This is a genomic window from Methylobacterium sp. P5_C11 (assembly GCF_054049775.1).
Genome location: NZ_JBFULS010000041.1, coordinates 1 through 13,990, shown reverse-complemented (window position 1 = coordinate 13,990; position 13,990 = coordinate 1). Strand labels below are relative to the sequence as shown.

The window sequence follows — 13,990 nt, the reverse complement described above, 5'->3', positions numbered from 1 at the left end:
AGCGCCATCCCGCCACGCGGGCCGAAGGAGGGCACAAGCCCCATGACCATCCGCTTCCCCGATCCCGACCCCGCGATCCTCGCCCGCCGCGACGCGATCCTGGCGGGCCTCGCGCCCCTGGTGGCGCCGGAGGCCCTGGTGGTGAGCGAGGACGAGCGCCGGGCCTTCGAGACCGACGGGCTGACCGCCTACCGGCAGATGCCGCTGGCCGTGGTGCTGCCGTCCACGACGGAAGAAGTCGCCGCCGTGATGGCCTATTGCCACGCCAACAACGTGCGGGTCGTGCCCCGCGGGGCCGGCACCTCGCTGGCGGGCGGGGCCATCGCGCAGGCCGACGCGATCATCCTGGGCGTCGGCAAGATGACCAAGGTCCTCGACCTCGACTTCGCCAACCGCACCGCCCGGGTGCAGAGCGGTATCACCAACCTGGCGATCTCCGGCGCGGTCAGCCACGAGGGCTTCTTCTACGCCCCCGACCCGTCGAGCCAGCTCGCCTGCACCATCGCGGGCAACATTGCGATGAATTCCGGCGGCGCCCACTGCCTCAAATACGGCGTGACCACCAACAACCTGCTGGGCGTCACCCTGGTGCTCAACGACGGCACCGTCGTGGAGATCGGTGGCCCGCACCTCGACAGCGGCGGCTACGACCTGCTCGGCCTCGTCTGCGGCTCGGAGGGGCAGCTCGGGATCGTCACCGAGGCCACCGTGCGGATCCTGCGCGCGGCGGAAGGGGCGCGGCCGGTCCTCGTGGGCTTCTCGAAGGTCGAGGATGCCGGCGACTGCGTGGCGGCGATCATCGCGGCCGGCATCATCCCGGTGGCGATCGAGTACATGGACCGGGAGGCGATCCTCATCACCGAGGATTTCGCCCAGGCCGGCTATCCCCGCGACGCCGAGGCGATGCTGATCATCGAGGTCGAGGGCTCGGACACCGAGTGCGACGCGATGCTGGCGCGGATCGAGCGGATCGCGAAGGACTTCCGCCCGACCAGCGTGCGGGTCTCGCGCTCGGAGGCCGAATCCGCGGCGATCTGGAAGGGCCGCAAGTCGGCCTTCGGCGCCACCGGCCGGATCTCCGACTACATCTGCATGGACGGCACGATTCCCACCGGCCAGCTCGGGCCGGTGCTGGAACGGATCGGCGCGATCTGCGCCGAGAAAGGGTTGCGGGTCGCCAACGTGTTCCACGCGGGCGACGGCAACCTGCACCCGCTGATCCTGTTCGACATCAACCGGCCCGGCGAGTTGCAGAAGGCCGAGGCCGCCGGCGACGAGATCCTGAAACTCTGCGTCGCGGTCGGCGGCTGCCTCACCGGCGAGCACGGGGTCGGTATCGAGAAGCGCGACCTGATGCGCTTCCAGTACGATCAGGTCGATCTCGAGCAGCAGATGCGGGTCAAGGCGGTGTTCGATCCCGACTGGATGCTGAACCCCGCCAAGGTCTTTCCGCTGGACGGGCGGCTCGCAGCCTGATCAGGGCCGCCTTGGCCTGAACCGGGTCCCGGTTCCGACCGCGGCGTCCCGGACGATCAGGCAGCCTCGACCTTGCGGCTCGCGCCGCGGCCCTTGCCGGCGGTGGCCCCGCCCTTGCGGCGGCCCTGCGCGGGGCCGGATGCTTCTTCGGCGTGCTCGGACTCGTCCTTGTCGGCGGACTGGGCGCGTCCGGGCTGGCCGAGCCCCAGGCTCTTGGCGAGGGCCGAGCGTTGCGCCGAGTAATTCGCCGAGGTGGTCGGGTAATCGGTCGGCAGACCGTAGCGCTCGCGGTAGCTCTGCGGATCAAGCCCGTGCTTGGTCAGGTGACGCTTGAGCGTCTTGTACGGCTTGCCGTCGATGAAGCTGACCAGTCCGTCGGGACGAATCGACTTGCGGATCTGCGCGGGCGTCGGCCGCTCGACGCTCTCGGCGGTCGCGGCGGCGGGGCCGGATCCGATCGTGTTGAGCGCCTCGTGGATGCTGGCGATCAGCGCCGGCAGATCGGCCGACGGCAGCGAGTTGTTGGAAACGTAGGCCGCGACGACGTCCACGGTCCGCTCGATGTAGTCCAATTGCGATGTCGGCGCAGCTTCTGACATTCTCACTTTCCTGGGCACAAAGCCTGTTGGGACCCTCACTTTTCGCGAGTTAAGATAGCGTCTGAAAAATGCAAGACGCTCCATACAATTATCTGTGATCTGTCGAAAGTCTAAGTCTGCAACACCCTGCGCAGCTTACAGGGTATGGTTGCATTGGCGGTACTTCGGGCACACTTCTGAGGCGTTTTGTCCCCGCCGGACCCGCGAATGCTAGTCGGATCCTGTGGCCGGGTTTTCGTTGCCGGCAGAGACCGTTACCCTCGGGTTCGGGTCCGATCCCGGACGGTGCCGCACCGTCGCCGTCCGACCGGGCCGGAACGACCGTCAATCGTCGCACCGTTGTGTGGACGCATGACGGCCGCCTGCGTCATTTTCGCCCGCCGGTCTGGGCCTCAGACGAACGTCTTGCGCGGGTCGAAGGCGTCGCGCACCGCCTCGCCGGCGAAGACGAGCAGGCTCAACATCACGGCGATGACTAGGAAGCCTGTCAATCCGAGCCACGGGGCCGTCAGATTGTCCTTCCCCTGTGCCAGGAGCTCGCCGAGTGACGGCGACCCCGGCGGCAGCCCGAATCCCAGGAAGTCCAGCGATGTGAGGGTGGTGATCGAGCCGTTGAGGATGAACGGTAGGAAGGTCAGCGTCGCCACCATGGCGTTCGGCAGCAGATGGACCGTCATGATCCGGATGTTCGACAGGCCCAGCGCCCGCGCGGCCCGGACGTATTCGAAGTTGCGCGCCCGCAGGAACTCGGCGCGCACGACGCTGACCAGCGACACCCAGGAGAACAACAGCATGATCCCGAGCAGCACGAAGAAGCCCGGGGCGATGAAGGCCGAGATGATGATGATCAGGTAGAGGGTCGGGATTCCGCCCCAGACCTCGATGAAGCGTTGGAAGGCAAGATCGACCCAGCCGCCGAAATAGCCTTGCACGGCCCCGGCCACCACGCCGATCGCCGAGGAGATGGCCGCCAGGATCAGGCCGAACAGCACCGAGATGCGGAAGCCGTAGATCACCCGCGCGAGCACGTCCCGCGTGGTGTTGTCGGTGCCGAGCCAGTGCCAGGGGATGTCCGCGCAGGTCGTCCCGCCGAGTTTCTCCGCCACGGGCCGGCACTGCGCGTCCGTGAGCATCCAAGTCGGCGGCGACGGCGAGGGCGTCGGCAGATCCTCGTTGATCGTGTCGTACGAAAACGGGATCGGCGGCCACAGCGCCCAGCCGTTCGCCGCGATCTCCTTGCGGATCTCGGAGGACCGGTAATCGGTCGTGGCGAGAAATCCGCCGAACTTCTCCTCGGGATAGTCGACCAGCACCGGGACGAGCCACTCGCCCTTGTAGGACAGCAGGATCGGGCGGTCGTTGGCGATGAATTCCGCGAACAGGCTCGCGACGAACAGGACCGCGAAGATCAGGAACGACCCGTAGCCGAGCCGGTTGCGGCGAAAATTGTCGACGCGGCGCCGGTTGAGCGGCGACAGGCGCAGACGTCGGCCGGCGGCCTCGGTCGGGACCGGGGGCGGTGCGCCCTCGTCCGGGCGCAGGACCAGCGGCTGGGCGCCGGGCATCGGCGCCGGCACGACCTCGCCGCCACCGGGACGGGTGACTTCGTTCATCCGTGCTGCCTCCCGCACCACGCCGCGCGCGATCCCACCGCCGGGGGACCCGGCCGGGCGGGCGCTGAACCGCCTGCGGAGCGGATGCCGGACGCGCTCAGCCGTCGAGCCGGGTCGCGGTGCCGTCGATCTCGGTGGGACGCACGTCGCCGCTGCGCTCCATCCAGCGGCGCAGCAGGCGGACGTTGCGGCGGTTGGCCTTGAAGGCGGCATCGAACAGGTCGCCCGCCAGCGGCACTGCGCCGATCAGCCCGTCGAAGGCGACGTTCAGCCCCATCCGGGCGAGCATCCAGCGCGGCGCCCCGAGGCGCTTGGCCTCGTAGACGATGAAGGACGAGATCACCATGCCGGCCACGTCGCCGATCACCGGCACGAGGCCGATCAGCGCGTCGAACCCGACCCGCCGGTTGAGGCCCGGGATGACGAAGGCCGTGTCCATCAGGTGAGCCAGCGTCTCGAGCCGGGCGAGGCTCGCCTCGCGGCCGAGATCCGCCGACAGGAAGGCGGGCCGGGGGCCGGAGCGGGTCTCGCCGCCGGACAAGGTCTCGGCACGGGCGAAGCGCCCGGCCTGGGCAGCCTGGGTGAAGTCCATGGTCGGGATCCGTGGGGAAGCCATCGTGCCCAACGATGTGGCCCCCCGGTCGGATCCCCGCAAGGACGGCGCCCCCGCGGCTCACGCCGCCCTCCCGGCGAGGCCGCGCATGCGGTCGAGAGCCGCATCCAGGGTGGCGTCCTCCTTGGCGAAGCACAGCCGGACGATATTGCGCACCGCGGCATCCGGGTAGAAGGCGCTCACGGGAATCGCCGCGACGCCGTGCCGGGTGACAAGCGCCTCGCAGAACGCCGCATCGTCGGCGTAGCCGAGGTCCGCGATGTCGATGTTGAGGAACCACGTGGCCTGGGCCGGCAGCACGGTGAAGCCGAGGTCGCGCAGGCCGCCGGCCAGCCGGTCGCGGGAGCGGGCGTAGCCGGCCCGCATCGTCTCGAACCACGGGACCGGCTTCCCGAGGCCGTAGGCCACCGCCTCCTGGAGGTTCGGGGGCGTGGTGAAGGTGAGGAACTGGTGCGCCTTGGCGAGCCCGCGCATCAGCCGGGCATCGGCCATGACGAACCCGACCTTCCAACCGGTGAGGGAGAAGATCTTGCCCGCCGAGCCGATCTTCACGGTCCGCTCCCGCATCCCGGGCAGCGCCATCAGCGGCCGGTGGCGGGCACCGTCGAACACCACGTGTTCCCATACCTCGTCGCAGAGGGCGGTCACGTCGAAGCGTCGGCAGTAGCGGGCGAGCAGGTCGAGGTCGTCGGGCGCGAACAGCGTCGCGCTCGGATTGAGGGGATTGTTCAGCACCACGACCCGGGTGCGCGCCCCGAACGCCTCCGCCAGGGCCGCCTCGTCGAGGCGGAAGGCCGGAGGCTGCAGGGCCACGATCCGCGGCACGCCGCCGGCACGCCGGACGAGGGGCAGGTACGCGTCGTACATGGGCGCGAACAGCACGACCTCGTCGCCGGGCTCGATCAGCGCCAGGAGCGCCCCGGCCAGCGCCTCGGTGGCCCCGGAGGTCACCATCACCTCGGTCTCGGGATCGAGGTCGAGACCCTGGTGCGCGGCGTAATGGGCGGCGACCGCCTCCCGCAGGGCCGGCAGCCCCATCATCGGCGGATACTGGTTCCAGCCCTCGCGGAGCGCCCGGGCTCCGTGCGCGCGGACATCCTCGGGGCCCGGATCGTCGGGGAAGCCCTGGCCGAGGTTGATCGCGCCGTGGACGCGCGCGAGCCGCGACATGGTTTCGAACACCGTCGTCGGGAGCGCGGCGAAGAGGGGATTCATGCGGCGCGGAACGCGATGCCGGACATCGGTGGGCTCGATCCGAAGGGGATTTGCGGGCGGGATTTGCGGGCAGGACCTGTTGACGGAACTCGGCTCCGCCGCGGCCTCTACCATGGGTGCCGCACGTTGCGGAATGTGCGCGCTCGCACAGACCCCGATTCCAGCTCGCACCGATCGACTGACGAATGTTGACATTCATCACTCGTACCGTACGTTGCGGTCACGGCCGGAGCGGCGCAACCGCCGGCGGGGCTTCGCCCCCTCGCCCCGTCAGCGGGGTGCCGCTCCGGTCCTCACGAAGGGCCATCGACTTGCGGGTCGGTGGCCCTTTCGGCATGTCCGGGGGCGTCCGCTCCGATCGCCGGACCGGCACCGGAACCCGACGATGCGGTCCCCCTCGCACGCCCTCCTCGTCTGCCTGGCCCTGGCTCTGCTGATCGGCGGCCTCGGGATCGGCCTGCGCCGCGCCGTGGCGGTCAGGCCCGTGGACGCGGCCTTCCATGCGGTGCTGCGGGCCTACGCGGCGCCGGATCCATCCGGCGGAAGCCAGCAACACGAGTGAAACCTCGTCGCCCTAGTGACGGCGCATTGAACGGGCACCTCTGGACCCGCACGGCGACGCGGTTCGGTGAACATGTCGCCGCGGCAGGGAGCCGTTCGGAGCCCGGACAACGTTATGGGCTTACGCTCCCGCCCGCGGGATCGGAATCGTCGACCCGGACGGGAGGGCCGCTCCAACGCGGCTCTCCGGGGTGCGGCAGGATGCGACGCCGCGGAGGCCGGAATGGGGGCTTGGACAGCGAGGGATAGGGTGCCGACGGTCGCGCAGGCGGCCGGCCTGTGCTCTAGTCAGGCATGAACGAGAGTTCTCCGATCCGGACCGACACGGCCCGGGCCTATCAGCCCGGTGAGGCGCCCGTGCGCGACGTCCGGAGGCGGCGGTTCCGGCCGATCCGCTGGCTCGTGATCCTGGTGCTGCTCGCCGGCGCCGGTGCGATCGGCCATCGCTGGTACGAGGCGCGCACCGACAAGGGCGCGGAGCCCGCCACCGCTCAACGGACCGGCGGCCGCGGCGGCCGGCACGGCGGCGCCGACATGCCGCAGGCGGTGGGCATCGCGGCGGTCACGACCGGCGACATGCCGGTGGTGCTCCAGGGCCTCGGCACGGTGACGCCGCTGGCCACCGTGACGGTGAAGTCGCAGATCAGCGGCTACCTCACCCAGGTGAAGTTCCGCGAGGGCCAGACCGTGAAGGCGGGCGACGAACTCGCGCAGATCGATTCACGGCCCTACGAGGCGCTGCTCGCCCAGTACCAGGGCCAGCTCGCCCGCGACCAGGCGCTGCTCCAGAACTCCAAGCTCGACCTGCAGCGCTATCAGACCCTGAACCGGCAGGACTCGATCTCGAAGCAGAACGTCGACACGCAAGGCGCCCTGGTGAAGCAGAACGAGGGCACGGTCGCGGCCGACCAGGCACTCGTCGACCAGCAGAAGCTCAACATCGCCTACACCCACATCACGTCGCCGGTGGACGGCCGGGTGGGCCTGCGGCAGGTCGACCAGGGCAACTACATCTCGGCCGCCTCCACGGCGATCGTGGTGGTGACCCAGCTGCACCCGATCTCGGTGATCTTCACCCTGCCGGAGGACGACGTCGCGCGGGTGATGCGGCAGGTGCGGGCGGGCGCCAAGCTCACCGTGCGGGCCTATGACCGCGGCGACGCCCACGAGATCGCCACCGGGCGGCTCGACACAGTCGACAACCAGATCGACACGACCACCGGCACGGTGAAGCTGCGCGCGCTGTTCGACAATTCCGACGAGGAGCTGTTCCCGAACCAGTTCGTCAACGCCAAGCTGACCGTCGACACGGTGCGGGGCGCGACCCTGGTGCCGAATTCCAGCCTGCTCCAGGGCACGCCCGGCACCTACGTCTACCTGATGGACGGGGACAGCAAGGTCACGGTCCGGCCGATCAAGACCGGCGAGACCGACGGGACCACCACCGTGGTGGTCTCCGGCCTGAACCCCGGCGACCGTGTCGTCACCGACGGCACCGACCGGCTGAAGGACGGCGCGCCGGTGCGGATCACCGAGGGCGCGCAAGCGGCCGCGGGCGACGGCAAGGCCGCGGCGGCGAAAACGGACGGCAGGACGGACGGCAAGACTGAGGTGAAGCCCGGCACGTCGGCCGGCGGCGCCGGGGATGCGCAGGGCGCAGCGGAGGGCGGTCGTCGGCACCGGCGCCGTCAGGCGCAGTGAGCGGGGCAGCGCGCAGGACGCGCGGCCTCACCGCCCCTGTTCGCGGGAATCCTTCGGGAGGCCGGTCCCAATCGCACCCTCATCCTGAGGTGCTGCGCAGCAGCCTCGAAGGAAGGCTCCAGGGATCGCAGCGCTGTCTGGAGGGCTCCTTCGAGGCCTCCGCTCCGCTTCGGCGCCTCAGGATGAGGGCGAGCCCGGGAGACCCGTCCCTCGCGATCCCGAGGCCCGGACGTGTCACCCTCCCCGGCCCGGGGATGGATAGCGGGCGCCGGCGATGAACCCGTCCCGCCTGTTCATCCTCCGCCCGGTGGCCACGACGCTGCTGATGCTGGCGATCCTGATCGTCGGCGGCGTGTCGTACCTGAACCTGCCGGTCTCGGCGCTGCCGGCCGTCGACTACCCGACCATCCAGGTCCAGACCTTTTATCCGGGCGCCAGCCCCGAGGTGATGACCTCCTCGGTCACGGCGCCCCTGGAGCGGCAGTTCGGCCAGCTCGCCAACCTCAACCAGATGACCTCGCAGTCCTCCGCGGGCGCCTCGGTCATCACCCTGCAGTTCAGCCTGGACCTGTCCCTCGACATCGCCGAGCAGCAGGTCCAGGCGGCGATCAATGCCGCCGGCAACCTGCTGCCCTCGGATCTGCCGGCGCCACCGGTCTACGCCAAGGTCAACCCGGCCGACGCGCCGGTCCTGACGCTGGCGCTGACCTCCAAGACCCTGCCGCTCACCCAGGTCCGGGACCTCGCCGAGTCGCGCCTGGCCCAGAAGATCAGCCAGGTGGCGGGCGTCGGCCTCGTGAGCATCTCGGGCGGGCAGCGCCCATCCGTGCGGGTGCGGTTCAACGCGCGGGCGCTCGCCGCCTACGGCCTCAACATCGACGACCTGCGCACCACGATCACCAACCTCAACGTCAACACGCCGAAAGGCACGATCGACGGGCCGACGCAGTCCTACGCGATCAACGCCAACGACCAGATCCGCGACCCGAAGGCCTACAACTCCGCGATCATCGCCTACCGCAACGGCGCCCCGGTGATGCTCTCGGAGGTGGCCGACGTGGTCGAGGGGCCCGAGAACACCAAGCTCGGCGCCTGGGCCGACGCGACGCCGGCCGTGATCCTCAACATCCAGCGCCAGCCGGGCGCCAACGTCATCGCCACGGTCGACAAGATCAAGTCGCTGCTGCCGCAGCTCCAGGCGAGCCTGCCGGCCGCCGTGGCGGTGGCGCCGCTCACCGACCGGACCACCACGATCCGCGCCTCCGTGGAGGACGTGCAGTTCGAGCTCGGCCTCGCCATCGCCCTGGTGGTGCTGGTGATCTTCTTGTTCCTGCGCAGCCTGTCGGCGACCCTGATCCCGAGCCTGTCGGTGCCCCTGTCGCTGGTCGGCGCCCTGTCGGTGATGGACCTCTACGGCTTCTCCCTCGACAACCTGTCGCTGATGGCGCTCACCATCGCCACCGGCTTCGTGGTCGACGACGCCATCGTGGTGATCGAGAACATCGCCCGCCACGTGGAGGCCGGCGACTCGCCCCTGGAGGCGGCGCTCAAGGGCTCGCGCGAGATCGGCTTCACCATCATCTCGCTGACCGTCTCGCTGATCGCGGTGCTGATCCCGCTCCTGTTCATGGGCGACGTGGTCGGGCGGCTGTTCCACGAATTCGCCATCACCCTGGCGGCGACCATCATCATCTCGGCGGTGGTGTCGCTGACTTTGGTGCCGATGCTGTGCGCGCGGCTCCTGAAGCACGTGCCCGAGGCCGCGCCCCGCCGGCGGGAGGGCGCTCTGTCCCGCCTCGGCCGACGCGCCATCGACGGCACGATCGCGTCGTACGGGCGCTCCCTGCGGGTGGTCCTCGACCACCAGGGCCTGACGCTGCTGGTGGCTCTGGGCACGCTGGGACTCACCGTCTACCTGTTCGTGGTGATCCCCAAGGGCTTCTTCCCGGTGCAGGACACCGGCGTGATCCAGGGCATCACCCAGGCCGACCAGTCGGTCTCCTACGCGGCCATGGCCGAGCGCCAGCAGCGGATGGCCGAGATCGTCCTGAAGGATCCGGACGTGGCGAGCCTGTCCTCGTTCATCGGGGTCGACGGCCAGAACGTCACGCTGAATTCCGGCCGGATGCTGATCAACCTGAAACCCCAGGCGGCGCGCACGGCCTCCGCCAGCGCGATCATCCGGCGGATCTCGGCGGCCGCCGCCCATCAGCCCGGCATGCGGCTCTACATGCAGCCGGTCCAGGACCTGACCATCGACACCGCGGTCTCGGCGACCCAGTACCAGGTCATCCTCGAGAGCCCGAACATCGACGATTTCGAGACCTGGGTGCCGCGCTTCACCGAGGCGTTGGCGAAGTCGCCCGTGGTGGCCGACGTGGCGAGCGACCACCAGGGCCAGGGACTCGCCGCCTACGTGACCATCGACCGGCCCACCGCCGGCCGCTACGGCATCACCCCGGCCACGATCGACAACGCCCTCTACGACGCCTTCGGCCAGCGCATCATCTCGACGATCTTCACCCAGTCCAACCAGTACCGGGTGATCCTGGAGGCCGATCCGAAGCTGCACACGACCCTGCGCAGCCTTGACGCGATCTACCTGCCCTCGTCGACGGCGACCAACGGGCAGGTGCCGCTCTCCGCGGTGGCGCGGATCAGCGAGCGGCGGGCGCCGCTCCTGATCTCGCATCTCGGCCAGTTCCCGGCCACCACCGTGTCGTTCAACCTCGCCCCGGGCGCGGCCCTGGGCCAGGCCGTGGAGGCGATCGACGGGGTCAGGGCCGCGATCGGGCTGCCGCCCTCGTTCCGCGTGGTGCCGCAGGGCTCGGTCTTCGCCTTCCAGTCGGCGCTCGGCAACGAGCTGTTCCTGGTGCTCGCGGCGATCGTCACGGTCTACATCGTGCTGGGCGTGCTCTACGAGAGCTTCATCCACCCGATCACGATCCTCTCGACCCTGCCGTCGGCGGGGATCGGGGCGCTGCTCGGCCTGATGCTGTTCGGGTTGTCGCTCGACATCATCGCGGTGATCGGCATCGTGCTGCTGATCGGCATCGTGAAGAAGAACGCGATCATGATGATCGACTTCGCGCTCCAGGCGGAGCGCGAGGACGGGCTCGAGCCCCGCGAGGCGATCTTCCAGGCCTGCCTCCTGCGCTTCCGGCCGATCCTGATGACGACGCTGGCGGCGCTCTTCGCCGCGGTGCCGCTGATCCTCGGCACCGGCGTCGGCTCGGAGCTGCGCCAGCCGCTGGGCATCTGCATCGCCGGCGGCCTGATCGTCAGCCAAGTGCTGACCCTGTTCACGACGCCGGTGATTTATTTGGCTTTTGACCGGCTGGAGCGGCGGATTTCCGGGCGGCGCCCGGAGATTGAAGGCGGCGAGGTGTTGCCGTGACGGGGCGGGACGATCCCGCGGCTCTCCCTCCCCCCTCGGCGGGCTTGCGGTGTCAGCCGTCGCAGGCGGCCCTAAAGCTGCTGTCTGGAGCGCGGGTCCCCGCTCCCGTTCGGGAGAGGGACAGGGTGAGGGGTGTGCGGCATCCGGAGAAGTCGCGACGGCTCCGTACGTCGATGGCGTGCTCCATCCTGAACGTTCTCGCCCCTCACCCCAACCCTCTCTCGCACGGGAGAGGGGGCAGGTCGCGCTTTGCCACCGACACCGGTCACCGACCGATTGGGGCGAACACCCCTGCCGCGACGAAGGTCGGTGGCCCGACACCGTCTCTCACGCAGCTGGCGTCCTGGCCTGAAGCCGGGAGCCCCCACCCGTGAACATCTCCGAGCCGTTCATCCGGCGGCCGGTGGCGACCACGCTGCTCACGATCGGCGTGCTGCTCGCCGGGCTGTTCGCCTTCCTGAAGCTGCCGGTGGCGCCGCTGCCGCAGATCGACTTCCCGGTCATCCTCGTCCAGGCGCAGATGGCCGGGGCCTCGCCCGAGACCATGGCCACCACCGTGGCGGCGCCCCTCGAACGGCGGCTCGGCGCCATCGCGGACGTCAACGAGATGACGTCCACAAACGCGCTGGGCTCCACCCGGATCGTCCTGCTGTTCGGCCTGAATCGCGACATCGACGGCGCGGCCCGCGACGTGCAGGCCGCCATCAACGCCGCCCGCGCCGACCTGCCGACGGCCCTCCGGCAGAACCCGACCTACCGGAAGTTCAACCCCGCCGACACGCCGATCATCATCCTCGGCATGACCTCGGAGACGCTGACCCGCGGCCAGGTCTACGATTCCGCCGCCACCGTCGTGCAGCAGAAGCTCTCGCAGCTCCCCGGTGTCGGCAACGTCGATATCGGCGGCTCGTCCCTGCCGGCCGTGCGGGTCGAACTCGATCCGACGGCCCTGTTCAACTACGGCATCGGCCTGGAGGGCATCCGGGCGGCGCTCGCCTCCGCCAACGCCAACTCGCCCAAGGGCGAGATCGATGCCGGGGACCGCCGTTACCAGCTCTACGCCAACGACCAGGGCCGCAAGGCCGCCGATTACCGCGACATCATCGTGGCCTACCGCAACGGCGCGGCGGTGAAGCTCACCGATGTCGGCCAGGTGCTCGACGGCGTCGAGGACAAGCGCAACCTCGGCATCGTCAACGGCAAGTCCGGCGTGCTGCTGTTCGTCTACAAGCAGCCCGGCGCCAACGTGGTCGAGACCATCAACGCCGTGAAGGAGGCCCTGCCGCAGATCACCGCGGCGCTCCCCGGCGGCATCGACATCAAGCTCACCGGCGACCGCAGCGCCACGATCCGCGCCTCGCTCTCGGCCACCGAGGAGACGCTGCTGGTGGCGGTCGGCCTCGTCATCCTGGTGGTGTTCGGGTTTCTGCGCTCCTGGCGGGCCACCCTGGTTCCGGCGGTCGCCGTGCCGATCTCGATCATCGGCACCTTCTCGGCGATGTACCTGCTCGGCTACTCGCTCAACATCCTGTCGCTCACCGCCCTGATCATCGGCACCGGCTTCGTCGTCGACGACGCCATCGTGGTGCTGGAGAACGTCCAGCGGCACATCGAGGAGGGCAAGCCCCGGCTCCAGGCGGCGCTGATCGGCGCCCGGGAGGTCGGCTTCACGGTGATCTCGATGAGCCTGTCGCTCATCGCGGTATTCCTGCCGATCCTGTTGATGGGCGGCCTCGTCGGTCGGATCTTCCAGGAATTCTCCGTCACCCTGTCCCTGTCGATCCTGATTTCCTTGGTGTTGTCGCTCACCACGACCCCCATGATGTGTGCCCGGTTGCTCCGGGCCGAGGGGCACGGCCCGAACGGCGAACCCCCGGCGGGGCGGCGACCGAACTGGCTGATCCGGATCCTGGAGGGCGGCTTCACCTGGCTGCTCGGCGCCTACGCGCGGACGCTCGCGGTGGCGCTCGCGCATCCCCGCCTCGTCCTGCTGAGCCTGCTCGCCACGGTGGGTCTCAACGTCTACCTCTACGTGATCGTCCCGAAGGGCTTCTTCCCCGAGCAGGATACCGGGCAGATGATGGGCGGCATCCAGGCCGACCAGCGCATCTCGTTCCAGTCGATGGAGAAGAAGCTCAAGCAGGCGACCGCGATCGTCGGCGCGGACCCGGCGGTGGAAAGCGTCGTCGGCTTCACGGGCGGCCGCGGCACTAACTCGGCCAATGTGTTCGTCGGCTTGAAGCCCCTCAACGAGCGGGCGCCGATCTCGGCCGTGATGGCGCGGCTGCGGCCGAAGCTCGCGCAGGTCGCGGGCGCGCGGCTCTACGTCTTCCCGCGCCAGGACCTGCAGATGGGCGGGCGCCAGAGCTTCGCCCAGTACCAGTACACCCTCCAGGGGGATACCGCCGAGGAGCTGTTCGCCGCCGCCCCGAAGCTGGTGGCCGCCCTCCAGAAGGATCCCACCTTCGCGGACGTGACGTCCGACCAGCAGGAAGGCGGGCTGGAGAGCCGGGTCGTGATCGACCGGGCGACCGCGTTCCGCTACGGCATCACGCCGAACAAGATCGACAACACCCTCTATGACGCCTTCGGCCAGCGCCAGGTCTCGACGATCTACAATCCGCTGAACCAGTACCACGTCGTGATGGAGATCGCGCCGCGCTACCTGGAGACGCCGGAGACGCTCAAGCAGATCTACGTCTCGACCTCGGGCGGCAACGCGCCGGGTGCGGCCACCACCAACGCGGTGGCCGGCACGGTGGCGGCGGGCGGCAGCGTCAACACCAACGCGGCCACCGGCACCAGCAGCCCGGGC

General features: G+C 69.6%; 9 protein-coding genes. 5 read left to right on the top strand and 4 right to left on the bottom strand.

The genetic code is table 11. The annotated features are described in order from the left end of the window. Positions 1-42: 42 nt before the first annotated feature. Positions 43-1,476, top strand: coding sequence for an FAD-linked oxidase C-terminal domain-containing protein (locus tag ACXJKQ_RS19440; protein WP_457107363.1), 1,434 nt, complete (start codon positions 43-45; stop codon positions 1,474-1,476). A gap of 56 nt (positions 1,477-1,532) precedes the next feature. Here ACXJKQ_RS19440 and ACXJKQ_RS19435 read toward each other — a convergent pair whose 3' ends face one another. The 4 genes from ACXJKQ_RS19435 to ACXJKQ_RS19420 all read right to left on the bottom strand — a co-directional run bounded on the left by ACXJKQ_RS19435 (position 1,533) and on the right by ACXJKQ_RS19420 (position 5,516). After that, a complete protein-coding gene (locus ACXJKQ_RS19435; protein WP_457107362.1) occupies positions 1,533-2,075 on the bottom strand; it encodes a MucR family transcriptional regulator in 543 nt (180 codons plus the stop codon). A gap of 392 nt (positions 2,076-2,467) precedes the next feature. After that, positions 2,468-3,688 (bottom strand): ABC transporter permease, encoded by a 1,221-nt coding sequence (locus ACXJKQ_RS19430; protein WP_457107361.1) that lies wholly within the window; start codon positions 3,686-3,688, stop codon positions 2,468-2,470. Between the two features lie 97 nt (positions 3,689-3,785). Then, the gene (locus tag ACXJKQ_RS19425) at positions 3,786-4,280 is read right to left on the bottom strand and encodes a DUF4112 domain-containing protein (RefSeq protein WP_457107360.1); all 495 of its coding nucleotides are present in this window, start codon (positions 4,278-4,280) and stop codon (positions 3,786-3,788) included. A gap of 81 nt (positions 4,281-4,361) precedes the next feature. Further along, the gene (locus ACXJKQ_RS19420) at positions 4,362-5,516 is read right to left on the bottom strand and encodes an aminotransferase (RefSeq protein ID WP_457107359.1); all 1,155 of its coding nucleotides are present in this window, start codon (positions 5,514-5,516) and stop codon (positions 4,362-4,364) included. A 385-nt stretch (positions 5,517-5,901) separates the two neighbouring features. Here ACXJKQ_RS19420 and ACXJKQ_RS19415 point away from each other — a divergent pair, with 385 nt between their 5' ends. From ACXJKQ_RS19415 to ACXJKQ_RS19400, 4 genes are all read left to right on the top strand, one after another. Beyond that, positions 5,902-6,078, top strand: coding sequence for a hypothetical protein (locus ACXJKQ_RS19415; RefSeq protein WP_457107358.1), 177 nt, complete (start codon positions 5,902-5,904; stop codon positions 6,076-6,078). Positions 6,079-6,371: 293 nt separating this feature from the next. After that, positions 6,372-7,778 (top strand): MdtA/MuxA family multidrug efflux RND transporter periplasmic adaptor subunit, encoded by a 1,407-nt coding sequence (locus ACXJKQ_RS19410; protein WP_457107357.1) that lies wholly within the window; start codon positions 6,372-6,374, stop codon positions 7,776-7,778. Between the two features lie 274 nt (positions 7,779-8,052). Next, positions 8,053-11,175: an MdtB/MuxB family multidrug efflux RND transporter permease subunit gene (locus ACXJKQ_RS19405; protein ID WP_457107356.1), complete on the top strand. Its 3,123-nt coding sequence runs from the start codon at positions 8,053-8,055 to the stop codon at positions 11,173-11,175. A gap of 370 nt (positions 11,176-11,545) precedes the next feature. Continuing rightward, positions 11,546-13,990 (top strand): efflux RND transporter permease subunit (locus tag ACXJKQ_RS19400; RefSeq protein WP_457107355.1); only part of this gene is annotated, 2,445 nt, incomplete at its 3' end.